The sequence below is a fragment of the Desulfovibrio sp. genome, from assembly GCF_019422935.1.
Taxonomy (GTDB): Bacteria; Desulfobacterota; Desulfovibrionia; order Desulfovibrionales; family Desulfovibrionaceae; genus Desulfovibrio.
In genome coordinates this window covers 36,883-62,218 of sequence record NZ_JAHZCJ010000008.1, presented here as the reverse complement: position 1 = coordinate 62,218, position 25,336 = coordinate 36,883, and the positions used below count along the sequence as shown (strand labels likewise).

Genomic DNA, 25,336 nt, shown 5'->3' with positions numbered 1-25,336 from the left:
AATCAGGAACAGTTGGCGGCTTTGTCGCGATTTTTTGCAAACCTGCCGCCGGGGCCGAGCAGCAGCAGAGCCAGAAACACCAGGGCAGCCCCGGGCATAAGCCAGGGCGAAATGCTGTGGAACAGGCTTGGCGCAGTTACAAGCGCCGCCTTGCCCCAGACGGCCTGAGCCTTGAACTGTCCTCCGTGCATGGTCAGCCGGGCGCGCGGATCCACCACAACAGAAATGCCAGTGTTGGTGCCGCGCAATATCCAGCGGTTCTGCTCGACGGCCCGCAGGGCAGTGAGGTAGAGATGCTGCCGTGCCGCCGGAGTGTTGCCAAACCAGCCGTCATTGCTGATATCTACAAGAATATTCGCCCCATCCGCCACGCGGTTTTGGGCAAGCCACGGGAATATTCCCTCATAGCAGATGAGCATTCCCAGAGCAAGATTGTCCTGCCGCAGCGGGGCGACAGCGGTGCCAGTCTGGTACACGCCAACCCCTTGCAGCAATGCCTCCAGAAATCCCCAGTTGAGCCATTCCGGCAGATATTCGCCAAAGGGAACCAGATGTTCCTTGTCGTAATACCCCACCGTATCGCCCTTGGGGTTCAGCAAAAAGGCCCGGTTGAAAACATCGGGATCTTTTTTGCCGGGGTGGCGCTCGATGCCCGGCGCGCCAAACAGCACCGGGCTGCCGCTGCGGGCCGCCAGCTCGCGGATGCGCGGGGCATGCAGGGCATTGACCTCAAAAAAGAAAGGCATGGCTGTTTCCGGCCACACGATGAGTGGGCGGGCATCGGGTTTTTGCGCAAGGCCCTGATACGTCAGGCCCAGATACAGATCCACCGTTTGTCGCTGAAAGGCTGGAACCCATTTTTGGTTCTGGTCAACATTGCCTTCCACATAAAGCACATCCACGCTATCCGGCCCGGTGGGTTCAGTGACAATCGGGTTGGCGTAAAGCCGCCAGCCTCCGTAGCACAGCAGGGCCGCCGTGAGCAAAAGGCCGGGGATCAGGCTTGCGCGGTTGGGGCAGAAGCGCCGTGGCCCGCAGGCAAAGGCAAGGCAGCACAGCAGGGCCGCCATGCTCCAAAGGCCAGTAAGGGCGTAGCCGCCCACCGTGTCCGCAGCCTGCACCAGTATGGGCCAGGGGGACAAAGCCCCGGCCATGTCCAGCCAGGGAAAGCCCAGAGCAAGGGCATAGACCGCCTCAAGCAGATACCACAAGAGGCCAAGCAGCACGGCCTGCACCCAGGCGGGCCGGTGGCGGAACATGTGGGCCGCCAGGGCAAACAGGCCGCCAGCACTACCAATGCAGGTTACGATGAACAGCGCGCAGGGTACGGCCAGCAGCCAGTGCAGGCCGCCCACGTTGTGCACGGGCAGGGTGAGCCAGTAGAGCGCGGCCATGCCGCCAGCAATGGTGCCGATCCAGCCCATGCGCAAGGCAATGGCGCGGCTTGCGGCCTCCCGGCCAAGCAATGCCAGCGCCACAGGCCACAGGAGCACCAGTGGAGGAAAGCTGATAAGATCGTTGGGAAAGCCCAGCCACAGACCTAGTGCGGCAGCAAGGCACAAAACCCAGCCGCGCTGCGTGGCCCCCGGCGCTTCAGGACGGAACAGCTTCATGCTTTTGCCGCTTCTTCCTCTTCCGTGGCCGGAGCGGCCGCGGCGTGGTCAGCAGGTTCCATGCGCAGGCGGATAATGAGTTTCCTGTCAGCTTCGAGCACGGTAAAGGCCCAGCCGCGCAGGGTAAAGCGCTCGCCGGGGCCGGGAACGTGCCCAGCCTCCATGCTCAGGTAGCCGCCGATGGTGTCCACCTCGTCCGAATCCAGATCAACGCCCATATCTTCAAGGTCTTCCAGCAGGGCGCGGCCTGTGAGTTCATAGACATTTTCGCCGAGGGGGCGGATGTCTTCCTGACGCGGGGCATCGTGTTCGTCTTCAATATCACCCACAATTTCTTCCAGCACGTCTTCAATGGTGATAAGGCCGGATGTGCCGCCGTATTCGTCAAGCGCAATGGCAATGTGCTGCTTGCGGGCGCGAAATTCCTGAAGCAGAGTGCGGATGGACTTGGTCTCGGGCACAAAGAAAGGCTCCCGCATGACCCGCGAAACGGCGGGGGCGTGTTCCCCCTGATCCAGCAGGCTGCTGAGAACATCCTTGGCGTGGAGAATGCCCACGATGTTGTCGCGGGTGTCCTTGTATACGGGAATGCGCGAATGACCAGAACGCACAATGATGCGCGCCACTTCCTGAAGCGGCATATCATCGGGAACGCAGTCTATATCGGTGCGGGGGATCATGGTGTCCTGCACCTGAAGATCGTTGAAGCGCAGGATGCCAAGGAGCATGGATTCCTCGTAGGGTTCCACCTCGCCGTCGGCTCGTGCTTCCAGAATGGCTTTTTCGAGAGATTCCTGATCGTCGTGCCCGAACAGTCTGCTCAGGCGCGACCAGATGGTACTGTGACCTTCCGTGCCGCCGTCCAAAATAACCTCCTAGGTTGGCGTACTCACTACGCGCCGCGCGCGTTTGCCTGCGGTGCAACCGCCACGGCAGAATTTTCCTGCCTTGAGCGGATGATTTCAAAATCCGACCCAGGCAGCACGTTATTCAAAGATAGTTTGATCTAGCCAGTCAGCTTGCGCTGCTGGATATCCATCTGCATCACCCACTGGGTAATGGGCGAAACACCGCTTTTGGGGGTGCTGTGGAACCAGTTGATGTCGGCCTTGCCCTGTTCCAGAACCGCCCAGTTGCTGAATTCTGTTCCCAGAACCAGGGCCGGGGTGGGCTCTTTCTGCATGCGGATATTGAGCACGTCACAGGTGCACCAGAATGTGACCACGCGGTCTTCCTTGCTCATCTGATAGATGATGAGACAAAGTAACTGGGAACCTTTGTCGAGGTCAACTGGCTTGTCTTCCAGCGATTCAGCGGGAAAGCGCAGGGCCATGCCTGTGGCGGAAATGTCGGCCACCTGCACAAGCTCGTTTTCCATGCCGGATTTATAATGCAGCAGGGGCCTGCCAATTTCTGCCGTGTTGCGGGGCATGGGCTTGGCGGGATCCATCTCCCACACGCCGATAACGCGCACCAGATCCTTGGGCGGTTTAACGCGGATGAAATGGCGCTTTTGCCCAGCGTCTATATCCTTGGGCATGGAAAGGAGAAGGCGCGATTTGTCGTACGCGCCCTTTACCTGCTGAATCTGTGCCTGGAATTTGAAAAAGGAAGGGCCTTCGGGCAGGGTGGCGCGAAAGAATACTTCCACCGGGGTGCCTTCAAGCTCGCGCGATACATAGGAAAGAACTTCCATCTCAAGCTGCGAGGAAAGGATTTTGGCGAGAGTGCCTGCCATCCCCTTGCTGTTGTGGAGTTCCTCAACATTAAGGTCGAATATTTCGTTCTGTTCCTGCGCGGTTTCAAGCATGCGGCGGATGATCTCCGCACGCTTTGCCGCGTGGCGCATGCTCTGCAACCGGCCTTTGACCGAGACGAGCGTGGCGCAAAGCGCCGCAAGCAGAATGCCGACAACAATAAGGAGTTGGGTGCCCGTCATAGATTCACCGGTGTCAACAGTTGTGTGGCGTCATCCCTCACTGCGGGGATGCAGCAGCGCCATTGTGGTATTTTTCAGGGCGCAGCAATCCAAGTTTGTGGAGGTGAACCTCCAGGCATGCAACCGCCGCAGGGGTTACGCCGGATATTCGTCCGGCCTGCCCAAGGCTGCAAGGTCGCACCCTGTCCAGTTTTTCGACCACTTCATGGGATAACCCAGCTACTTTGGCATAATCGAGTTGCGGGGGCAAGGCCGTTGCCTCAAGCTTGGCCGAACGGGCGATAAGTTCGCGCTGCCGCGCCAGATAGCCCTCATACTTGATTTCTGTCTGTACGCTCTCACAGGCGCCGGTTCCGGCCGCAGCTCTGGCAGCAGCCAGATCAGCCCCGGTCTCGGCCAGCGCTTCGTGTTGGGTCGCGGTCAGCATGGCTTCAAGCGAGTCCAGGTCAACATCCGGGCGTTTCAGGGCTTCTGCCAGCGTCTTGCCCACAGGCAACTGGGCCTCGGGCGCATCCTCGGGCAACTTGTGGCCGGGTATGCGTTTTTTGCCCAGATATTCCCTGAAACGTTCGGCGGCTTCCTGTTTTATGCAAAACGCGCGCCACTGTTCGTCACTCACAAGGCCAAGTTCACGGCCAATACGGGTCAGCCGCGTGTCGGCGTTGTCTTCGCGCAGCAGCAGCCTGTGCTCCGCGCGCGAGGTGAACATGCGGTAGGGTTCCTGAGTGCCGAGCGTCACAAGATCATCAACAAGCACAGCCATATAGGCCTGATCCCGCCCCGGCACAAAGGGGGCAAGACCACGCATGGCGCACGAGATGTTCAGCGCGGCCCACAGACCCTGTGCTGCGGCTTCTTCGTAGCCGGACGTGCCGTTGATCTGCCCCGCAAGCCACAATCCCGGCACGGCCTTGGTTTCAAGGGTGGGCCGCAACTGGATGGGGTTGGCGTAGTCGTATTCAATGGCGTAACCGGGACGCAGCACCACGGCGTTTTCCAGCCCTTTGAGGGCGTGAACCATGTCGAGCTGCACATCGAGGGGCAGGCTGGTGGGAATGCCGTTGGCATACACCTCCGCGCTGTTGAGGCCCTCCGGCTCCAGAAAAATCTGGTGCCGCTCCCGGTGGGGGAAACGGGCCACCTTGTCTTCAATGGAAGGGCAGTAGCGCGCGCCAGTGCCCTTGATGACGCCCGTGAACATGGGCGAGCGGTCAAAACCGCTGCGAATGATTTCGTGCGCGCGTTCGTTTGTCCACGTCACATGGCACGACACCTGTTCCAGAGCCGGGCCGGGGCCGTGAAAGCTGAAGCCCGGAGGCGGCGTGTCGCCCGGCTGTTCCTCAAGCTGCGAATAGTCGATGGATGATTTGAGAATGCGGGGCGTGGTGCCGGTTTTCAGACGGCCGAGGGTCAGGCCGAGGCTGCGCAGGCTGTTTGAAAGGCCCAGCGCCGGAGCATCGCCCAGGCGGCCGCCGGGCAGATTGGTGAGGCCCATGTGGATGCGCCCGTCCAGAAAGGTGCCCGTGGTCAGCAGCACGTGGCGCGCTGCAAAGGTCAGCCCCTGGGCTGTGCGCACACCCGTGACGCGGCCGTCATCAGTGGTCACGTCCACCACGGAATCCTGCCAGATGCGCAGGCCAGGCGTGTTGTAGAGCGTTTTTTTGAGCACGCGCTGGTAGGCCTCGCGGTCGATCTGGGCGCGTGTGGCCCGCACCGCAGGCCCCTTGCTCATGTTCAGCACGCGAAACTGTATGCCCGCGGCATCGGCCCACAGGCCCATCATGCCGCCAAGGGCGTCAATTTCGCGCACCATATGGCCCTTGGCCAGGCCGCCGATGGCGGGGTTGCACGAGAGGTAGCCCAGCCGGTCGAGGTTGCCGCTGACGAGCAGCACACTGTGCCCCATGCGGGCGAGGGCCACGGCGGCTTCGCTACCAGCGTGCCCGCCGCCGGCGACAATGCAGTCAAATATGGAATCAGACATGGGCTGCGTGCATGAGGATGTGGGCAAACACCTGCGAATCCTTGATGGTAGCGGTGATGGAGGAGCGCTCGTCCGGTTGGTGGCAGGTGTTTTCAAGGCAGCCCCAAACGGCGGCGGGCAGGCCCTTTTGCCGCAAAAATGCAGCAACGGTTGCCCCGCCTATACCCACGGCCTGCGCCTGAACGCCGTAAATGCGTGCGATGGCGGCCTTGAGCGCTGTAACGACGGTGCCTGTTTGCGGTATGGCCGTGGCATCCTGCCGCTGCACCACGCTCACCTGTATCTGCACGGTGTGCTTTTCCGCCACTTCGGCGGCCACTTCGCGCATTTTTGCAAGCACGTTGTCCATATCCACATGGGGCAGGAGGCGGCAGTCAATGTAAAAAACATCATTGCCGGGAACGGTGTTGATGTTCGGCACATTGGCTTCGTGCTTGCCCGGCACAAAGGTGGAATAGGGCGGGTCAAACAGGGGATTGGCATCGGCAAAGGCGGAGCGCAGGGCATTATGGCATGAGAGGGCCATGTCCGCTCCTGCCAGAAAGGCGTTGCGTCCCTTTTGCGGTGTGGAGCCGTGGCACTGGATGCCCGTGGTTTGCACCTTGAGCCAGAGTTGGCTTTTTTCTGCGATTTCGATGACATCGCCCTTGGATGAACCAGCGTCCGGCACGATGTAGAGATCGTCGGGATTAAAAAAGTGCGGGGCAGTATTGAGCAGATGCTCCAGGCCGTAGAGGCTGCCGGTTTCTTCGTCAGCCATAAAAACAAGACCCAGTGAAAGCTCGGGGGTAATGCCCTGCGAGAGCACTTCTTCCGCCAGCAACAACATGCTGACTATGGCCTGCTGGTTGTCTTCCACGCCGCGCCCGTACAGAAAATCACCTTCGCGACGCACCTGCCATGGATTGCTGGTCCAGGCGGTGAGGTCGCCCGGGGGCACCACGTCCGTATGTCCAAACAGCCACAGGGTGTGGCTGCTTTTGCCGGGGATGCGGGCCACTAGGTTGGGACGCTGACCATCGGTAACGCGCGGGTCCGGCGCGTCAACGCGTGAAAGGGCGGTTACACCGCAGGCCTTGAGCCAGTTGGTGATGCAGCGCACCTTTTCCATTTCGCCCTGGCCGCCGTTGTCCGGGCCAAGGGCCTGGCATGCCGTAAGTACGGCCTGAAGCTCCGCAACGCGGTCTTCCCGCCCGGCCAGCCCGCGCAACAAGGTGTCGAGTGTCTTGAACATGGGGTTTCCCGTATGGCGTTACAACGCGCAAGAGGCTGCTCGCGCAGCCCCTTGAAAAAGTCTTCAGCCCCGGCATGACCGTTGTTGTACCGGCCTGTTGCGATAAAATCGCAAACTGACCGCCAGCGGCATGTCGGAACCGATGTAAGCCTGGTTGGCCTAGCGGCCACCCTTGGCGGCGCGCTTGGACGCCTTCAAAGGGTTGACCTTTGCGGCAGCGGCAACAGAGGCCTTCACGTGCGTGGCAAAGTTGCAGCGCCCAGCAGACCATTTCTTGGCAGGGACAGGGTAGCTGGAGCAGAACTGTTCGCCTTCAAATTCGCGCAAGCGGTCGCAGCCAGAACACTGTTCAACCACCGGGGAAAGAACAAAACCGTTGACCACCACGCCTTCAGCGGTTTTGGTGGCTTTTTCCAGAGGGGTCATAGCAAAACCTCCATGCGCAGCAGCGCCGTATTGCTAAAATAACGGCGGAATGCCGCCGCGTTGGAATGGAAAAATATAGTTGAAAGCAATTTTCTGTCAAGTAAAAGAAGTGAAAAAATTTTCAGCCGGGTTGCGACGCGGAAACCTCGCACTATTGCGGACGCTTGTAAAAAAGCAGCCGTTCCGTCTGGCCTAGCCACCCAGATATGCCTCGCGCACGCTGGCATTGGCAAGGAGGTTCTCGGCGCGGTCTTCCATGACAACGCTGCCCACTTCAAGCACATAGCCGCGCGTGGCAAGCTTCAGCGCCGCACGGGCGTTTTGTTCCACCAGCAGCACCGTCACGCCTTTCTTGTTGATGGCCCGCACGGTTTCAAAGATGGAGCGTACCAGCAGCGGAGCAAGGCCCAGCGAAGGTTCATCCAGCAGCAGAAGGCGCGGCTCGGCCATGAGGGCACGGCCTATGGCGAGCATTTGCTGTTCACCGCCGGAAAGCGTACCCGCGAGCTGATCCTTGCGTTCGTGCAAACGCGGAAAAAGATCAAAAATCCATTCCAGCGTGCGCTCGCGGCGGGCTTTGTCTTCGATGCAGAATGCCCCGAGGCGCAGATTTTCCAGCACGCTCATAATGCCGAAAACGCGCCGCCCTTCGGGCGACTGGGCAATGCCAAGGCCCACGACCTTGTGGCTCGGCAGGCGCAGCAGGTTTTGTCCTTCAAAAAGGATTTCGCCTTCAAAGGGGCGCACCAGCCCGCTGATGGACAGCAAGGTGGTGCTTTTGCCCGCACCGTTGGCCCCGAGAATGGTGACGATTTCGCCTTCGTCCACTCTCAGGTCGATGCCGTGCAGCACTTCAACACTGCCGTAGCGCACGCGCACATTAGACAATTGCAACAGGGACATGGCTTACCACTTTTCGTCGTCTGCGCCCAGATAGGCCTCGATGACGGCGGGATCCTGCCGCACGTCTTCGGGCTTGCCCTGGGCAATCATGGTGCCGTGTTCCAGCACCACCAGTTTTTCGCAAATTTTCATCACCAGGCGCATGTCGTGCTCGATGAGCAGCACGGTAATACCCCTGTCGCGGATGGCCCGGATGGTGTGCACCAGCGCGGCGGTCTCCTGATCGTTCATGCCGCCTGCGGGTTCGTCCAGAATCACGAGGCGCGGGTCGGAGGCCAGGGCGCGGGCTACCTCAAGCAAACGCTGGTTGCCGTAAGAAAGGCCGCCTGCGCCCTCGGTATAGCGATCGGCAAGACCCACAAATTCCAGCTCTTCCATGCAGCGGGCAACGGCGGCTCTTTCTTCCTTGCGTTGACACGGCGTGTGCAGCATGCATGATATCAGGCCGGATTTCATGCGGCAGTGCCGTCCGGCCAGCACGTTCTCCAGCACAGAAAGGCGACCGAAGAGGCGGATGGTCTGGAACGTGCGGGCGATGCCCAGTTCTACCACCTTGTGCGGGCGCAGTCCGGCAATGGATTTGCCGTCAAAAAAGATGCGGCCCGACTCCGGCGTATAGTTGCCGGTTATGCAGTTGAATACCGTGGTCTTGCCAGCGCCGTTGGGGCCGATAAGGCCTACAATGCTGCCAGCGTCCACGTCAAAGGTAAGATCGTTCAGGGCAATCAGGCCGCCGAACATCTTGCTCATTTCTTCAAGGCGCAGCAGGGTCATGCGGGCCTCCCGTCACTGGCGGCCATTGGCGGCGCATCCACCTTGTAGCGCCGCTGCCTCGGGGGCAGCAGTCCCTGGGGCCGCCAGACCATCATGACCATCATGGCAAGGCCGAAGATAAGCATGCGCGCATTGGAAAATTCGCGCAGCACTTCGGGCAGGCCAATGAACAGAAAAGCGCTGATAAGCACGCCAAGCTGGCTGCCGCCGGAAAGTATGACCACCGCAAAGATGATCACTGATTCCATAAAGTTGAACGATTCCGGAGCAATGGTCGTCATTTTTGCGGCATAGAGCGTGCCAGCCATGCCAGCCCAGAAAGCGCCCAGTACAAAGGCCGCCAGCTTGTAATGGGTGACGTTGACCCCGCAGCCTTCCGCTGCCACGTCGTCTTCCTTGATGAAGTTCAGCGCGCGGCCAAAGCGGGAATGCCACAGGCCGTAGAACAGCAGCAGGCTCACGCCCACCATGCCCCAGACCAGAAAATAGAACTGCATGCTTTTGACGATCTTGAAGCCAAAAAACATGGGGCGACTGATGCCGAAAATGCCGTTGGCGCCGCCCGTGAGGCCGAAAACATCGTTAATAAGCGCAATGCGCACTATTTCCACAATGCCGATGGTGACGATCAGCAGATAGTCGCCGCGCAGGTGGATGATGGGGCGGGCCACAATAAGGGCGAAAATAGCCGCCGCCGCGCCGGAGAGCGGCATGACCCACAGCACGGGCCAGTGGCAGACAGTGTTGAGAATGGCGGTGGTGTATGCGCCCACCGCAAAAAAGGCGGCGTGCCCCATGTGGAATATGCCCGCCTGCCCCAGAATAACATTGAGCGAAAGGGCCAGCAGGGCGTAGAGGCCAATGCTCACGCACACGTCAAGCCAGTAGGCATTGCAAAAGAGCGGCAGAGCGCACAAAAAAAGGCCCGCAGCCGCATACACGGCAAAATTGCACGGAAGTTTTTTCATAGTTTGTCCGCCGTGCGCTCGCCCAGAATGCCAGTGGGTCGGATAATCAGAATGAGAATGAGCACCAGAAAGGCGATGGCATCCTTCCAGGCAATGGCTATGTAACCTGCGGCCAGGGCTTCGATAACGCCGAGCAAAAGCCCGCCCAGCATGGCGCCGGGGATGTTGCCGATGCCGCCCAGGATGGCGGCTGTAAAGGCCTTGAGGCCGTAAGACCAGCCCATCGTAAAGTCGATCTGCCCGTAATAGATGCCCACCATCAGACCCGCCGCGCCGCCAAGGCCGGGGCCGATAAGAAAGACTAGCGAGATGATGCGGTCAACATTGATGCCCATAAGCTGCGCAGCGCCGGGGTCGATGGCCACGGCACGAATGGCCGCGCCTGTGCGGGTGCGCTGGATAAAGGCCCAGAGGCCGAGCATCAGCACAACGCTGGCCGCGATAACCAGCAGGCGCACGCCGGGCACTTCAAGGCCAAGCATCCTCACCGTAAAGTTGGGGCGCAGATAGTCGGGGTAAACGTAAAAGCGCGCGCCGTAGATCAGCATGACCGCGTTTTGGAAAAATATGGATGCGCCAAGGGCGGAAACCACAGCCGAGAGGCGGTTGGCGTTGCGCAGCGGGCGATATGCCGTGCGCTCAAGCAAAAAGCCAATAATCGCCACAAGCAGGGCCACCATGACAAAAACGGCGGCTACAGCCAAAAAGGGATTGAGCGCGCCCGCCATATTGCAGCTGACAAGCAGGGTAAGCCCCAGATAGGCGCCAATGGTAAACAGGTCGCCGTGGGCAAAGTTGATGAGCTTGAGCACGCCATACACCATGGTGTAGCCCAGCGCCACAAGCGCATAGATGCCGCCCACGGCCAGGCCGTTCAAAAGCTGTTGGAGAAATTGTTCCATAATGTTCGGCGTTGGTACTCGGCATTTGGCGGGCGACCGGGATACCGGTCGCCCGCCGTAATGAACGCGTCCTCGAGGGGATTGCGCTTTTCGCCGGGGTATTTATGCCCCAGGCGTGTATCTGTGCATCATGGGCGCGGCTTATGACCGCACCGCATTACTTGGGCTGCAAAACGAAGTTGCCCGTGGCGTCAACCTTGTAGGTGCGGTAGAACTCGCCCACGCGGTCGCCCTTGGCGTCAAAACCAAGGTTGCCGGAAAGACCGGGCATACCCTTGAGTTCCTTGAGCCATGCGGCCATTTCCTTGGGAGTATCCTTGCCAGCTTCAAGCGCGCCTTCGATAACCTTGAAAGCATCGCCAGCCAGCACGGCCCACACGGAAACAGGCACGGTATTGTACTTGGCCTTGAAGGCCTTGAGGAATTCCTTGGCTTCAGGCGTGTCCATATCCTGCGGCAGCGGCGGGCTGATGAAGAAATAGCCCGTAGCGGCTTCGTTACCGGCGATCTTGACCAGATCCTGATGGTTAGCGGCATCGCCGCCCATCATGGGAACGTTCCAGCCCATTTCTCTTTTCTGCCGCAACAGCATGCCGGTTTCAGGGTAGTAACCGGTAAAGAACACGAGGTCGGGATTGGCAGCCTTAAGCTTGGTCAGAATGGCGGTGTAGTCGCGCTCTCCGGGGGTAAGAGCATCGTAAAACACCACTTTTGTACCGTCTTTTTCAAGCACTGCCTTGGTCTCTTCCGCCAGGCCCTTGGCATACGAAGAATTGTCGTGCAGCAGGGCCACGGCTTTGTAGCCGCCCTTCTTGATGGCTTCGGCGGCGGATTTGCCCTGCGCGTCGTCACGCGGGCAGGTGCGGAAAAAGAGTTTCAAGCCCTTTTCCGTAAGGCGCACGCTGGTGGAGCCTGTGCCGATCTGCACCAGTTCCGCCTCGTCCAGAATGCTCTGGCTGGCCTCGGTCACGGCGGAGCCGTAGGTGCCGATAACGGCCACAACACCGGCGGAAGCAAGCTTCTGCGCGGCCAGAGCGGCAGTGCGCGGGTCGCCCGCGTCGTCTTCGACAACCAGCTGAATCTTGCGGCCCTTGATGCCGCCCTTGGCATTCACATCGTCAACCAGCAGGGTAACGATGTTCTTCATATCCAGGCCTTCGGAGGCCCATTTGCCCGTAAGCGGGCACATAAGGCCAACCTTGATGTCACCAGCCAGCGCCGCAACGGGCACGAGCAGGGTAAGGGCCAGAGCCCCAAGCCAACGACCAAGTGCTTTCATGAACTACCCCCGTCAGGTATGCAAATATTATGAGCAACGAACAAGCGTACCCTAAAAATGAAGAAAGAAAAAGCCCCCAGTATCGTCGGGCCGCGCATTGGCGCAAGCAGACGCAATCCAGCAAGGGTCGCAGGGCTGCGTTATAACCATCCGGCCTTGCGCGGCAGTTGTAATCAGCTATGAGTACTTGCGACGGGTTTATCAGCAAAGCATTGTGAGCCTGTTCAGGCCGTCACGATAAATTGCGTGATTGTAACGTGATGCTCACATGATTACTTCAGATTGGTCAAATTCTTCATGTATTATTAGCCAACTAACAGATATGTCGTGTTTGGCGCATCGTTAAGGCGATAAACCTGAAAACAAAAGTAGCGCGCGCTCGACAGCCAAAAAATAATGGGATAAGGTAAAGCTGTAAAAACAGAGAACGCCTTTATTTTCTTAAATGTTTTTCTGTTGCGGTTTTCGCGGTCAGAGGTTCGGCTGTTTCAGTTTCTCTCTGCGCCCTTTCCGCCGTACCCCTTCCGCAAGCATTGCCGCAACTTGGGCCGCCCAGCATCGTCTGGCGGTCAGGCGGCGATTGCGCCCTTCGTCTTTCCGCAGCATTCGCCGTCGCGCTCCATATGGGCGCCAAGGAGGCCGTATGCGGTTCAGCTTTGACAAGGCAGCTTGCCAAAATACACGCAGGGCGCTGCACCGGGAGTGGCTGCTCACCAACGAAAATGGCGACTGCTCCGGCAGCAGCATTTTGTGCTGCAACACGCGCAAATATCACGGCCTGCTTGTGGTCAACACCCCGTACGGTCGTCATGTGCTGCTTTCTGCCTTTGAGGAATCGGTGTGCGGCGGCGGCAGGGAATTCTTTTTCTCCACCCGTCAGCATCCCGGCACGCTTTATCCCAACGGGCACGAGTATCTTGAAGCCTTTCAGCTCGATCAGTGGCCCCAAAGCACCTATCGGGTGGGCGAAGTCAGCCTGAACCGCGAGGTACTGCTCGCGCGGGATAAAAGCCTGCTGTTGGTGCGCTATGAACTGCGCGGGCCGGAGGATATCCCTCCGCTCACTCTGCGCATCAAGCCCTTGCTTGCTTACCGCAATATTCATGCGCTCACGCGGGCTAACCCGGCCCTGCGGACAGATATCGTTGCCGTGCCCGGTGGTTTTTCCATCCGTCCGTATGAAAGCTTGCCACCCATGTATATTCAGGCCGCCGGGGATTCCGGCAAGGCTTGCGCGAAGGCTGTAAATGCCGAGAGCGCGGCGACCAGCGAAAAGTGCGGGCCTCACGCTGCCGCCAGTTTTCTGGCCGAGCCGGACTGGTGCCGCAATGTGGAATATTTTGAAGAGCGCGAGCGCGGTTTTGACGACAGTGAAGACCTTTTCATGCCAGGTACGCTTGAAATAGCTCTGCCACCGCTGCCGCAGGGCGGCTACGTGTATGTGGCGGCTGGCACGGAAGCCTGCGGCGAAAACCTGCGCGCCCTGTGGGAGACGGAGAGCCGCGCCCGCACAGATGCCCACCTTGCGGGCGGCGGCCTTGCAGGGCAACTGGCGCAGGTTGGCGGCCAGTTCTGCATCACGACGCCTTCGGGCCGAGCCTCCGTGATTGCCGGGTATCCCTGGTTTGACGACTGGGGGCGCGACACGCTCATCAGCCTGCCGGGCCTGACTTTTTATGCTGGACGCGAAGAATTTGGCCTGCGCGTTCTGGCCGAGGTGGGGCGGCATATCCGCAATGGCCTTGTGCCAAACATGTTTTCGGAATCGGGCGGGCATGCCTACAACACAGTAGACGCATCCCTGTGGTATGCCTTTGCCCTGCAACAGGCACTTGCCGTCGTTCCCGATGGCCTGGCCTGGGCGAGGCAACATGCCTGGGATGCTTTGAAAGCCATCATCAAGGGCTACCGCAAGGGGCCGGGCATGGGCATCTTTGTGGATGCCGAGGGCCTGCTGCATGCGGGCGACGCCCACACTCAGCTCACCTGGATGGATGCCCAGGTAAACGGCTGCCCGGTCACTCCCCGGCACGGTTGCCCCGTGGAAATCAACGCCCTCTGGTATAACACCCTTGCCTTTGCAGACAGCCTTGCCGCCGCATTTCAGGAGCCGCTGCTCACGGGCGAGCGCCAGCGCGCCGCCATGCGCGATGCGTTTTTGCGCCGCTTCTGGACAACCGAGGCGGGCGGCTATCTGGGTGATGTGTGGCGCAATGGGCAGCTTGACCGAAGCGTGCGTCCCAATCAGATATTTGCCGTTTCCCTGCCGCATGCGGTGCTTGCAGACGATTTTCAGCCGCAGGTTGTGGAATGTGTGCGAAACAGGCTGCTCACGCCCTTTGGCCTGCGCACCCTTGCCCCTGACGCCGCCGCTTACAAAGGCAGGTACGAAGGCAATGGCGAGAGCCGTGATGCCGCCTACCATCAGGGCACTGTCTGGCCCTGGCTGCTGGGCCATTATGCGGATGCGCTGCTGCACACGGCCTGGGATATGGACGGCGCTGTTCTGGGCGTGCTTGATATGGTTACGCCCCTGTTTTGCCAGCATCTCTGCGAAGCCGGGCTTGGCAGCATTTCTGAAGTTTTTGACGGCTCCCCGCCCTACAATCCCGGCGGTTGCACCGCCCAGGCCTGGAGCGTGGCCGAGTGCCTGCGCATGCTCAAGAATCTGCAAAAGGCCGCGCCGGATGTTTACGCCCAATGGGAGCAAAGGGTGGCGCATTGTCTGGCCCATCCCGCATCCGGCGACAAAACCGGCGTATGCAGGGCAACCATGACTCTGGGCGTGTCTGCGCCCGGTAGTGAAGAATAAGGGTTTAGCCATGCGAGTGCTTATGTTTGGCTGGGAATTTCCGCCCCACATCAGTGGAGGACTGGGAACGGCATGCTTTGGCATGACCCAGGCTCTGGCGAAAAAAGGGGCGGAGATCATCTTTGTACTGCCCCGCGTGGAAGGAGGTATTGGGCAGAACGGCTTTGTGCGTCTGCGGGGGGCCTCCGGCACTCCGGTTGCGGCCCAACTTGCGGAAAGCATGACGCAGGCCGGGCATGAACTCTGGGCCAGCAGCATCCGCTGCCTGCCGGTGGAAAGCCCGCTTGTTCCCTACCTCACGCCGCAGGGCTATGCCGAAGCGTTGGAAAACCTGCGGCATGAGCCAGGCAATGCGGCCAGTACGCACGCCTTTGCGCCGCATGCGGGCCATGCCGACTGCAAAGGCGAGATCACGTTTGAACTGCATGGCGGTTATGGGCCTGACCTCATGGCCGAGGTGCAGCGTTACAGTCGTCTGGCCGGGGCCATTGCCGTGCAGGAACGGTTTGACGTCATCCACGTGCACGACTGGATGACCTATCCTGCGGGCATGATGGCCAGGGCGCTGACCGGCAAGCCGCTTGTGGCGCACATCCACGCCACGGAATACGACCGCAGCGGCCTGAACATCAACGAACAGGTGGCGGGCATAGAACGCGCCGGGCTGAACGCCGCCGATGTGGTCGTAGCCGTAAGCCGCCTGACCCGAAAAACCGTCATTGAACGCTACGGCGTAGCGCCCGAAAAGGTGGTGGTAGTGCACAATGCCGTTGCGCGGCATGAAGCCGGGCGCTGCTACCTTGTGCCGCAACGCATACGGCATGAAAAGCGCGTGTTATTCCTCGGCCGCGTGACATTCCAGAAAGGGCCGGAATACTTCATGGAAGCGGCCCGTCTTGTGCTGCAAAAAATTCCCAATGTCCGCTTTTTCATGGCTGGCAGCGGCGACATGCTGCCAGCGTTGATCCGCAGGGCAGGGCAGTTGCGCATGGGGCGGCGCTTCCATTTTGCCGGATTTTTGCGCGGCGAAGATGTGGACCGCATGTTTGCCCTCAGCGATCTTTACGTCATGCCTTCAGTCTCCGAGCCTTTCGGCATAACGCCGCTGGAGGCCATGCTGTACGATGTGCCAGTGCTGCTCTCGCGTCAGTCGGGCGTTTCAGAAGTGCTGGAACACGCCCTCAAGGCCGACTTCTGGGATACACGCGACATGGCCGACAAAATCTGCGCCGTGCTGCGTTATCCCTGCCTTGCCGCAGAGTTGGTGAAAAACTGCCGCGAAGAAATGAAATCCATCCGATGGGAAAATGCCGCTGACCAATTGCTGACCATTTACCGGGATGTCCTTGGAGGTCACTGATGCCTGCGCTATGCCTGTGTTTCAATATACATGAGCCGTACCAGTTCCGCCGCTACACGGTTTTCGACATGGGGCAGAGCTCCGTTTACGAAGATGATGACCGCAACTGCGAAACCATGCTGCGCGCGGCGCGTCTGTGCTATTTGCCAGCCACAGAAATGCTGCTCAGGCTTGTGCGCCGCCATGAAGGCGCGTTTGCGGTGTCGCTGTGCGTTTCGGGCACCGCCCTGGATCTTTTTGAGCAGTACGCCCCTGAAGTGACAGAAAGCCTGTGCGCCCTCGCGGCTACGGGCTGCGTGGAATTTGTCGCCGAAACTTCGGCGCATTCGCTGGCCTTTCTGTATTCCCGCGTGGAATTTGACAGGCAGGTCAAGGCGCAGAGCGCGCGCATCAAAAAACTGTTTGGCAAAAAGCCCACGACCTTCATGCATACGGAATGCGTGTTTAACAATGACCTTGCCGCCGCCTTGCAACAGCTTGGCTTTAAAACCGCGCTGGCCGAGGGTGCGGACCAGGTGCTTGGCTGGCGCAGCCCCAACTGGGTGTACCGCCCGGTTTCTGGCCCCAAGATGAATCTTTTGCTGCGCAACACGGCCCTTTCTGACGACATGGGGCTGCGCTTTGGCGACAGGGGGTGGAGCGACTGGCCGCTCACTGCCGACAAGTTCGCCTCGTGGTGCCACAGCTTGGGCGACAAAGCTGATGTGATCAATATTTACAATGACTTTCATATATTCGGCCTGCGTCATGGGCAGGATTCGGGCATCTTCGATTTTATGTCGGCTCTGCCCGAGGCCCTGCTGCGCGACAGCCGCTTCAGGTTTGCCACGCCCGGATCCATTGTCGGAAAGCGCACCCCAGCCGGAGAGGTGGACGTGCCCCAGTTCGTATCGTGGGAAGAAAGCGGCCACGACCTGACCTCGTGGCTCGGCAACGACATGCAGAAAGACGCTATCCACACGCTTTACAGCCTTGCCGCCCGGGTGAGCGCCTGCGGCGACAAGATGCTGCTGCACGACTACGAGCGCCTGCAAACCGCCGACCATTTCCGGCACATGTCCACCAAGTGGTTTTCCGGTCCACAGCAGGACAGGCCCAGCCCCTTTGACAGCCCCTATGATGCGTACATCACCTATATGAACGTACTGGCAGATTTTGAGCTGCGGCTTGAAGCCGCAGAACTGGCAGGTAAAGAGCACAAGCCCCGCAGGGCACGCAAGAGCAATGTCCGTTCCGTCACTGATGCGTCCGTTTAAGCCAATCGGCTTTTCCACAAGGAGAAATCATGAATTTCGATAACAGCACCGTCACGTTGTTTGAGGTCAGTTGGGAAGTCTGCAACAAGGTGGGGGGCATTTACTCTGTGGTCAGCAGCAAGGCATTGCAGGCTGTAGAGCAGTTTGGCGAGGATTATTTTCTCCTTGGCCCGTCCCTGGCGGAAAATGTGGGTTTTGAAGAAACGGACGAGAATATCTGGGATTCGCTCCGTCTGGCATTTGCCACAAAGGATCTCAAATGCCGCATGGGCCGCTGGAATATTCCCGGTCGCCCCAAGGCCATTCTGGTGGATTTTACCAAGCGGTATTCCAGCAATCAGCTTTTGTACGATCTGTGGAAAAATTACGGTGTGGATTCGCTTTCCGGCGGGTGGGACTATATTGAACCTGTCATGTTCGCCACGGCTTGCAGTGCGGTTATTGAGGCCATTCATGAGAGTCGGGTGGAACCCCTTGAGGGCCGCAGCGTTGCCCTGTTCCACGAATGGATGTGCGGCGCGGGCCTGCTTTCGCTCAAGAGGCTTTCTCCCGGCATAGGGACGGTGTTCACCACGCACGCCACCATGCTTGGGCGGGCCATGGCCGGAACCGGGCGGGATATCTACTCCAACCTGCGCAGCATTAATCCCGCCAACGAGGCCGCAGCCCTGAACATCACGGCCAAGTGGTCGCTTGAAGGGGCCAGCGCGCGCGAGGCGGACGTTTTTACCACCGTCAGCCCCATCACCGGCGAGGAATCAACGGTGCTGCTGGGGCGGCAGCCTGATGTCATCACCACCAACGGTCTGGATATGCGGGTTATTCCCGATTATTCCGTAGACCGCTCCCGCCCCGCGGAACACCGTGCGCGCATCGTGGAGGCCTCCAACCGCTTCCTGCGTTGCGAACTGCCCGCCAACACACGTATTTTCGCCATTTCCGGCCGCTACGAAATGCACAACAAGGGCGTGGACATCTTTCTGGATGCCCTGGCCAAGCTTGAGCAGAGCTTGGCAGGCACGGACGCTTCCATTCTTGCCCTATGTCTTGTCATGGGCGGGCATACGGGCGTTAATACCGCTGCGGTTTCTGGCGACCCAGAGGCCAACGACAACGGCCTGCCCTTTATCTGCACGCATTTCGCCTGGAATGCGCCGCAAGATCCCATACTCAATGCCTGCCGTCGGCTGGGCCTGAACAACAATCCGGAGAATAAGGTCAAGGTCATCTTTGTGCCAGCCATGCTCAATGGAGAAGACGGCTTTTTGAATATGCCCTACGAAGATGTCATGTCGGCCTGCGATGTGGGTTGCTTTCCCTCCTGGTACGAGCCGTGGGGGTACACGCCGCAGGAAAGCGCGGCCTGGGCCGTGCCCACCATTACCACGGATCTTTCCGGTTTTGGCATGTGGGCGCGCACGCAGTTGCAGGAGGGGGCCGCTGCGCCCAAGGGCGTGTGCGTCATGCCCCGCAGGGGTATGAACTTTGAGCAGAGCGCCACAGTATTGCACGAGCACCTGATCCGCGCTGCCACCTGCGCAGTGGATGATTTGCCCCAATGGCGCGCAGAGGCGCGTGCGCTGGCGGAAAAATCATCGTGGCAGTTCTTTTTTGAAAACTACGTCAGAGCCTTTGAAATAGCCTTCAAAAAAGCCTCCACCCGGATTAACTGCGATTGCGGGCATGCGGCTCTGGCGAGGGTGCTTTCCACATCGTGCTCCGCCACGCCATTTTTGCGGCCCATCATGGCCATTGCCGAGGTGCCGGAAGAGCTTTCCCGCCTGCGCGACATTGCCCGTAATGTGTGGTGGTGCTGGCACGACAAGGCCAAGGCCCTGTTTATGGCCTTGAGTCCTTCCCATTGGGAAAGCTGGCGTAATCCACTCAGGATGCTGGAGCAGGCCGACCCGGAACGCTTCCGCGATCTGCTGGAAAACGAAGATTACATGAATCTTTACCGTGAGGTCGTCGCCAAGTTTGATGCCTACATGGCCGAGCCCATCCGCTCGCTCAGCACTGATGTGACGCCAGAAGCCCCCATTGCCTATTTTTCCACGGAATATGGCCTGAGCGAATCCATCCCCATTTATTCAGGCGGGCTGGGCGTCCTTTCTGGCGACCATCTCAAGTCTGCCTCGGACATGGCCATCCCCCTGGTGGGCGTGGGGCTTTTATACAAAAACGGCTACTTTCGGCAGGATATAGACGCCGATGGGCGGCAGGTGGCCCAGTATCCCGTCAACAACTTCGGCCTCATGCCCATTTCGATGGTGTACGATGCGGACAACCAGCCGGTCTATGTGCAGCTTGAACTGCCGGGCCGTCTGCTGTTTGCAAGGGTGTGGAAGATGGCCGTGGGGCGCATAACCCTGTACCTCATGGATACGGACACCCGCCGCAACACTGACGAAGACCGCCGCATTACCGACAAGCTCTATGAGGCCAACCGCGAGGTGCGCCTGTTGCAGGAAATGCTGCTCGGCATGGGCGGCATGCGGCTGCTGCGCACGATGCGCATAATGCCCAGCGTTTTTCATATGAATGAAGGGCATTCGGCCTTTATGGCCATGGAACGCCTTCAGGAATGCCTGAGCATGGGCATGAACTATGCCGAGGCAACTGTGCGGGTGCGCTCCAATACGGTGTTTACCACGCACACGCCCGTGCCCGCTGGCAACGAATCGTTTTCTCTGGAGCTGATGGAACGGTATTTCAGCGGAATCGCCGCCAACCTTGGTTTATCCTGGCAGCAGTTTGTGCAGCTTGGGCAGATAGAGGGCGGTAACAGCAGTTCCTTTGAAATGACGGTGCTGGCTTTGCGGCATTCGTGCTGGGCCAACGGTGTGAGCCGCCTGCACGGTGTTGTTTCGCGCCACATGTGGAACAACCTCTGGAAAAGTTTGCCCGTGGCGGAAACGCCCATAGGGCACGTTACCAACGGTATTCACGTGCCGTCCTATGTGGGTAGCTGGATGCATGAACTGCTGCACCAGTATCTTGGTTCCGGCTGGATGCAGTCGCCTCCTGGTTCCAGCGTATGGGACAAGGTGGACAATATTCCTGACGAGGCCTTCTGGGCGGCCCGCATGCACCAGAAGGAAGCCCTGCTTGACGACCTGCGCCGCCGGATCCCGGAATTTATCCAGAAGTTCCATTTGTCGTCGGATGAACGCAAGCACATGGAATCCATGCTCAAGCCCGATACCCTCATCATCGGCTTTGCCCGCAGATTCGCCCCCTACAAGCGCGCCACGCTGATTTTTGCAGACCCGGACAGGCTGGCCCGCATACTCAGCAATACCAATCGCCCTGTGGTGCTGGTGTTCTCTGGCAAGGCGCATCCAGCGGACGAGGCGGGCATCAACATGATTCAGGAAGTGCTGCGCATGTGCCGGGACGAGCGCTTTCTGGGCCGCATATTCTTTGTGGAAAACTACAGTCTGGCTGTGTCGCGCATTATGGCGCAGGGCTGCGATGTCTGGCTGAACACGCCGCGCAGGCCGCACGAGGCCTCGGGCACCAGCGGTATGAAGCTACCTGTCAACGGCGGCATCAACCTGAGCATTTCTGACGGTTGGTGGTGCGAAGGCTATAACCGCCAGAACGGCTGGACCATTGGCCCGGTTGTTTCCACAGAACTGCCCAGCAGCGAGCAGAATGACTACGCCGATGCCGAGGATCTGTATTCACTGCTGGAAAACGCTGTTGTCCCCCTGTATTTTGAGCGCAATGCAGAAGGCCTGCCCCTGAATTGGATTGCCACGGCCAAGCGTTCGCTCAAAAGCCTCACGGCCATGTACAGCAGCAACCGCATGCTCAACGATTATATCCGTCAGTTTTATCTGCGGGCGGCGCGCAGGCGCAACATGCTGCGTGATAACCACTGGGAGGCCTGCCGCGCCCTTGCCGCCTGGCAGAGTGATTTGCCCGCGCGTTTTGGCACGGTCAAGGTGGACGAACTGACCATCAGCGGGGTGGAAAACAACACCATGATCTGCGGCGAACCCGTGAGTGTGCAACTGCGCATGCATCTTGGCGAAATGAAGCCGCAGGAGATACTGGTGCAACTTGTGATCGGGCAGGCGCTCATTAATGGCAGCTTCCGCGACAAGCCGGAAATATTGCGGCTTGAACCGAGATCAGGAGAAAACGGACAGGACGGCATGCGCTATACCGCAAGCTACATTCCAACGTTCAGCGGGCATTACCGGTACGGCGTGCGCATCATGCCCGTGCATCCGGCGCAGGCGTCGCCGCTGGAAACGGATAATATCCTCTGGGCCTAGGCATTTTACCGCTCTTTGCGAGATGAAAGCGTAATTCTGCCGCGCTCCGTGTTTGAATACGGGGCGCGGCAGTTTTTATCAGGCGCGGCAAAGGAGTGGTGAAGAGTATTAGTGCAGTGGGTCGCTCTGGGGTGAATCGCCATTCATTTCTTTATAGAACACGCACCTGTTTCTGCCCAGTTTTTTTGCCGCATAGGTGGCTTTGTCTGCCTTATTGAACAGTTCGGCATAGGTTGTGCCGTCCCGTGGGCTGCATGCCACGCCAACGCTGGCGGTCAGGGTGAGGCATGAGTGCTGGTCGCAGCACTGGGTGTGCAGTTGTTCCACAAGCATATGGGCGCGCTCGCGTATGCCAAGCAGCGACATTTTTTCTGTACAGAAAACCAGAAATTCATCGCCGCCGATGCGCCCCACAATATCCACACCACGGAAATTGCGGCGGATGATCTGGGCCATGTCAAAGAGGGCCTTGTCGCCCATGGCATGCCCGAATCGGTCATTGACGCCTTTGAAGTTGTCAAAATCAACCATGAACATGGCGTAGAATTGCGGCAGGGGGGATTCGTGCGTTTCCAGAAATTGGGATACGGCCTTCTCCGTAGACATCTTGTTGCGCATGCCCGTGCCGCTGTCGCGTGTGGCCTGGGTGCGTAATTGCAGTTCCAGAGATTTTTGCTTGTCGATGTCAGTAATAATGCCAATTGAGTAGATGGGGGATCCTTGGGTATTGGCTATGTTGGAGGCCTCAATGCGAAACCAGCGGTATTCCCCCTCGGCATCACGCAAACGCGCCTCAAGAGTGCATTTATGTTGGTGCGGCGCAAGGCGCACTTCTTTTTGAAAAGCCACCAGGCGTTCCTGATCGTCAGGAAACAGCGGGATGGCCGGGTCGTTCTCCAGAATATTAAAAACAGCGCCAAAGGTGTGCAACCATTGGGCCGAACAGGAAAAATAGCCGTTGACCAGATTTTGTTCAAAAATGTTGATGTCGTGCTGCTCCAGGATGAACTGGTACCGTTCATCGGATATGCGCTTGGAAAGCGCCGCTTCTTTATTGCGGGTAATGTCAAAGACAATGCTTTGTATGTACGATCGGCCGTGCTCAATGTTGACCACAGACCCTTTGTGGTACAGCCAGATCAAAGCTCCGCTCTTGGTGCGGGTGCGGTATTCCACGTCTATGGGCTGGCTGTTTTTCATCTGCTTGCGCATGGTGCGCAGCGTTGTTTCACGGTCTTGCTCATATACTGTGGCGGCAAAACTGTTGCCGTATGTTTTTTTAAATTCCGCCTCGGTAAAGCCGAGCATTTTTACATAATTGGGGCTGACAAAAAGGAATGTGCCGTCAGGGCTGAAAAATTTGAGAACCCCGCCGGACATGCTGGTGATAATGGAACGGTAATCCTCCTGCTGGCGGCGCAGCTTGCGGGAGGAGTTGCGCTCGAGCAACAGCAGGAAAGTGAGGATGATGCCAGCCAGAATGACCAGCCGCCAGACAAGCTCGTTGGTAATGAGCGACTGTTTTGAAACTGCCGCATTGCCTGCTTGTTGCGGAACAAAAGAAACCATGCGCCAGCCAAAACGTTCAACAGGCGTAGTGGCGATAAAAAGACCCGTGGCTTTGTCAAAAAAAGTCACGGACTGCTGCGCGCCGTCTGCAAATTTTTGCCGCAGCATGTCCGTAACATTCTGGGGAAGGCCGCACCCGGAGAATGAAGCAAAGAGGTCATCCATGACCTTGCCGGGAGGCGGCGACCAGAAGAGAGGCTGGCCTGAATCGTCAAAAACCATGTTGTAGGTATTGTTGCTGAACGCCCAAGTTTCCATATTGGTTTCTATGCCTTCAGCCGGGAACTCGCTGATCAGCACCGCCTGTACGCTGCCGCGGGCAACCAGCGGGTTGGCAATAATCAGAAGCCGCGGGTCGGAGGTGCTGCCAGCAGTCGCAACATGGGTCAAGCCTTGGCGTGCGCGTAAAAAGATCGGGTCGTTGCTGTAGTCTGTCTGTGTGCCTCCGCCGTCAAAACCATTGCCTTCAGCATCAACAATGCTGAAACGACGCACGCTGTGGGCGTAAAACAGGGGGGCAAGCCCAAGCACGTATTCCCTGCTGACGTGATATTCCTGCTGCGCCAGATACTTGGTCATGCCGCTCATTTCCATCATGCTGTTGCGAACAGCCTGATAAAAATTGTTTCCTGCGCGGGCGTTCACCTCGGCAAGGCGCGTAAGCGTAGTGGCTGAGATGTTTGATGTAACATCGCTTGCGTAATCGTGAATGAAAAAAATAGGGGCAAGAAACAGGAGGACAAGAACGGCAAATGATATGAGAGGCTTGGAGATATCTGACATGTCTCATTATCCGTGGTGTTTGAACCAGGGTAGGCCGTTGAGACGAAAGAACCCCTGGGCATTGCCCAAGAGTTTGTATCTGCACGGTGCGGCAAAAAAAGCCGCTGAGTATCAGTTGCTGCCGCTCCAGCTGTATCGGGGGAGTCTCTGTATCTCTGCTAAAGGCCTGGAAAGGGAAAATTCTGCTGTCTGTACTTTTCCTGTTATGCGTAAGGAATGTGCAATCAATATCAGTAGTCGTGATATTTTCTAGAGTTTACGTGCGGTTTCCAGATGTTGTCAACATATATAGCCTGTATAATGATGTTTATTTGTAACAAGTTATAACATAATGGATTAACAGTTAAAAATATTGTTGAGGCCGCATTTGCAATGGCGGGATGCGTCTGCCCCATGTGCGGTAATCACAGTTAACTTGGCAAAAACAGCAAAAGGCCCTGCAACAGCAGGGCCTTTTTTATGCATAACCGTACAGCAAGATGTCTGCCTGGCAGACCGCCGAGGCAGCGTTCTCAGCTGCAGAATGGCAAACTAGGCGAGCTTGGAGAGCAGGGTTTCCTTGATGGAATCAATGCTGCCTTCGCCATTCAGTTCGATGTACTTGGTTTTGCCAGCGCCCGCGAGGTCCTTGTAGAAGTACGCGGCGGCAAGGGTGCCATCGGTGATGTTGTAGTAAATGTCGTGACGCTTGTTGATGGCGCCTTCGTCCTGGTCATCGGAGCGGCTGGAAAGCGCGCCGCCACAGACGCGGCAGACATCGCCGTTGGGCTTAATGGCGTCAATGAAGATGTTGTTGGGGTGGTTGTTGTTATTCTTGCAGAGGCGGCGGCCCATGATGCGGTTTTTGGCCACTTCGCGGGGCAGAAGAATTTCAACCACGTAGTCAAGCTGCATGCCTTCTTTCTGGAGGGCGTCCCACAGCTTCTGGGCCTGCACGGTATTGCGGGGAAAACCATCAAGCAGCCAGCCCTGCTGACCCTTGGTCTTCAGGGTTTCCAGCACCATGGGAATGGTGATGTCATCGGGTACGAGGTCGCCGCGATCAATGTAAGCCTTGGCTTTTTTGCCCAGCTCGGTGCCGCCGCCGATGTGTTCACGGAAGATGGCCCCGGATTCGATGTGGGCGAGGTTGTACTTCTGCTTGATCAGGTCGCCCTGAGTGCCTTTGCCGCTGCCGTTAGGGCCAAAAATAAGGATATTCACTGGTACTCTCCTTGCCGGAACCGAGTTAGTTTGTGCAAAAAAGAA

17 protein-coding genes are annotated in these 25,336 nt (G+C 58.4%); 4 read left to right on the top strand and 13 right to left on the bottom strand.

Annotation, left to right across the window (positions count from 1 at the left end):
• Positions 1-2: 2 nt before the first annotated feature.
• From lnt to QZ383_RS10845, 11 genes are all read right to left on the bottom strand, one after another.
• Entirely contained in the window at positions 3-1,613 is a 1,611-nt protein-coding gene (lnt, locus tag QZ383_RS10895; RefSeq protein WP_291445401.1) for an apolipoprotein N-acyltransferase, read from the bottom strand.
• Positions 1,610-2,479 carry a hemolysin family protein gene (locus tag QZ383_RS10890; protein WP_291445400.1) on the bottom strand — a complete coding sequence of 290 codons (870 nt, stop codon included), beginning with the start codon at positions 2,477-2,479 and terminating at the stop codon, positions 1,610-1,612. The genes lnt and QZ383_RS10890 overlap by 4 nt, the downstream gene beginning before the upstream one ends.
• Positions 2,480-2,619: 140 nt before the next feature.
• Complete coding sequence (locus QZ383_RS10885) at positions 2,620-3,552, bottom strand: hypothetical protein (protein ID WP_291445398.1); 933 nt, start codon at positions 3,550-3,552, stop codon at positions 2,620-2,622.
• Positions 3,553-3,589: 37 nt separating this feature from the next.
• On the bottom strand, positions 3,590-5,536 hold the full coding sequence (gene mnmG, locus QZ383_RS10880) for a tRNA uridine-5-carboxymethylaminomethyl(34) synthesis enzyme MnmG (RefSeq protein WP_291445397.1): 1,947 nt from the start codon (positions 5,534-5,536) through the stop codon (positions 3,590-3,592).
• On the bottom strand, positions 5,529-6,770 hold the full coding sequence (locus QZ383_RS10875; RefSeq protein ID WP_291445395.1) for a M20 family metallo-hydrolase: 1,242 nt from the start codon (positions 6,768-6,770) through the stop codon (positions 5,529-5,531). Before QZ383_RS10875 ends, mnmG begins: the two co-directional genes overlap by 8 nt.
• A gap of 159 nt (positions 6,771-6,929) precedes the next feature.
• Positions 6,930-7,196, bottom strand: coding sequence for a PxxKW family cysteine-rich protein (locus QZ383_RS10870; protein ID WP_291445394.1), 267 nt, complete (start codon positions 7,194-7,196; stop codon positions 6,930-6,932).
• 192 nt (positions 7,197-7,388) lie between these two features.
• Positions 7,389-8,099 (bottom strand): ABC transporter ATP-binding protein, encoded by a 711-nt coding sequence (locus QZ383_RS10865; RefSeq protein ID WP_291445393.1) that lies wholly within the window; start codon positions 8,097-8,099, stop codon positions 7,389-7,391.
• A 3-nt stretch (positions 8,100-8,102) separates the two neighbouring features.
• A complete protein-coding gene (locus QZ383_RS10860; RefSeq protein ID WP_291445392.1) occupies positions 8,103-8,873 on the bottom strand; it encodes an ABC transporter ATP-binding protein in 771 nt (256 codons plus the stop codon).
• Entirely contained in the window at positions 8,870-9,841 is a 972-nt protein-coding gene (locus QZ383_RS10855) for a branched-chain amino acid ABC transporter permease (RefSeq protein ID WP_291445390.1), read from the bottom strand. Before QZ383_RS10855 ends, QZ383_RS10860 begins: the two co-directional genes overlap by 4 nt.
• Entirely contained in the window at positions 9,838-10,743 is a 906-nt protein-coding gene (locus QZ383_RS10850; protein WP_291445388.1) for a branched-chain amino acid ABC transporter permease, read from the bottom strand. Before QZ383_RS10850 ends, QZ383_RS10855 begins: the two co-directional genes overlap by 4 nt.
• A 157-nt stretch (positions 10,744-10,900) precedes the next feature.
• A complete protein-coding gene (locus QZ383_RS10845; protein ID WP_291445387.1) occupies positions 10,901-12,022 on the bottom strand; it encodes a branched-chain amino acid ABC transporter substrate-binding protein in 1,122 nt (373 codons plus the stop codon).
• 643 nt (positions 12,023-12,665) lie between these two features.
• On the opposite strand from QZ383_RS10845, the gene QZ383_RS10840 reads away from it, so the two are divergent.
• From QZ383_RS10840 to glgP, 4 genes are read left to right on the top strand one after another with little or no spacing between them, the layout of a single operon-like run.
• Positions 12,666-14,834, top strand: a complete 2,169-nt coding sequence (locus tag QZ383_RS10840; protein ID WP_291445386.1) for an amylo-alpha-1,6-glucosidase — start codon at positions 12,666-12,668, stop codon at positions 14,832-14,834.
• Positions 14,835-14,844: 10 nt separating this feature from the next.
• Entirely contained in the window at positions 14,845-16,194 is a 1,350-nt protein-coding gene (locus tag QZ383_RS10835) for a glycosyltransferase family 4 protein (protein WP_291445385.1), read from the top strand.
• Positions 16,194-17,450, top strand: coding sequence for a glycoside hydrolase family 57 protein (locus QZ383_RS10830; RefSeq protein WP_291445384.1), 1,257 nt, complete (start codon positions 16,194-16,196; stop codon positions 17,448-17,450). Before QZ383_RS10835 ends, QZ383_RS10830 begins: the two co-directional genes overlap by 1 nt.
• Positions 17,451-17,479: 29 nt before the next feature.
• Entirely contained in the window at positions 17,480-21,736 is a 4,257-nt protein-coding gene (gene glgP / locus QZ383_RS10825; RefSeq protein ID WP_291445383.1) for an alpha-glucan family phosphorylase, read from the top strand.
• Positions 21,737-21,844: 108 nt separating this feature from the next.
• On the opposite strand, the gene QZ383_RS10820 is transcribed toward glgP, so the two are convergent.
• Positions 21,845-24,088 (bottom strand): GGDEF domain-containing protein, encoded by a 2,244-nt coding sequence (locus QZ383_RS10820; protein WP_291445382.1) that lies wholly within the window; start codon positions 24,086-24,088, stop codon positions 21,845-21,847.
• 531 nt (positions 24,089-24,619) lie between these two features.
• Positions 24,620-25,291, bottom strand: a complete 672-nt coding sequence (locus tag QZ383_RS10815; protein ID WP_291445379.1) for an adenylate kinase — start codon at positions 25,289-25,291, stop codon at positions 24,620-24,622.
• Between the last annotated feature and the right edge of the window lie 45 nt (positions 25,292-25,336).

Excerpts from the sequence above, each read along its gene's own strand:
- lnt (WP_291445401.1), bottom strand. The coding sequence starts at position 1,613 with ATGAAGCTGTTCCGTCCTGAAGCGCCGGGGGCCACGCAGCGCGGCTGG.
- QZ383_RS10885 (WP_291445398.1), bottom strand. The coding sequence starts at position 3,552 with ATGACGGGCACCCAACTCCTTATTGTTGTCGGCATTCTGCTTGCGGCG.
- mnmG (WP_291445397.1), bottom strand. The coding sequence starts at position 5,536 with ATGTCTGATTCCATATTTGACTGCATTGTCGCCGGCGGCGGGCACGCT.
- QZ383_RS10875 (WP_291445395.1), bottom strand. The coding sequence starts at position 6,770 with ATGTTCAAGACACTCGACACCTTGTTGCGCGGGCTGGCCGGGCGGGAA.
- QZ383_RS10870 (WP_291445394.1), bottom strand. The coding sequence starts at position 7,196 with ATGACCCCTCTGGAAAAAGCCACCAAAACCGCTGAAGGCGTGGTGGTC.
- QZ383_RS10865 (WP_291445393.1), bottom strand. The coding sequence starts at position 8,099 with ATGTCCCTGTTGCAATTGTCTAATGTGCGCGTGCGCTACGGCAGTGTT.
- QZ383_RS10860 (WP_291445392.1), bottom strand. The coding sequence starts at position 8,873 with ATGACCCTGCTGCGCCTTGAAGAAATGAGCAAGATGTTCGGCGGCCTG.
- QZ383_RS10855 (WP_291445390.1), bottom strand. The coding sequence starts at position 9,841 with ATGAAAAAACTTCCGTGCAATTTTGCCGTGTATGCGGCTGCGGGCCTT.
- QZ383_RS10850 (WP_291445388.1), bottom strand. The coding sequence starts at position 10,743 with ATGGAACAATTTCTCCAACAGCTTTTGAACGGCCTGGCCGTGGGCGGC.
- QZ383_RS10845 (WP_291445387.1), bottom strand. The coding sequence starts at position 12,022 with ATGAAAGCACTTGGTCGTTGGCTTGGGGCTCTGGCCCTTACCCTGCTC.
- QZ383_RS10840 (WP_291445386.1), top strand. The coding sequence starts at position 12,666 with ATGCGGTTCAGCTTTGACAAGGCAGCTTGCCAAAATACACGCAGGGCG.
- QZ383_RS10835 (WP_291445385.1), top strand. The coding sequence starts at position 14,845 with ATGCGAGTGCTTATGTTTGGCTGGGAATTTCCGCCCCACATCAGTGGA.
- QZ383_RS10830 (WP_291445384.1), top strand. The coding sequence starts at position 16,194 with ATGCCTGCGCTATGCCTGTGTTTCAATATACATGAGCCGTACCAGTTC.
- glgP (WP_291445383.1), top strand. The coding sequence starts at position 17,480 with ATGAATTTCGATAACAGCACCGTCACGTTGTTTGAGGTCAGTTGGGAA.
- QZ383_RS10820 (WP_291445382.1), bottom strand. The coding sequence starts at position 24,088 with ATGTCAGATATCTCCAAGCCTCTCATATCATTTGCCGTTCTTGTCCTC.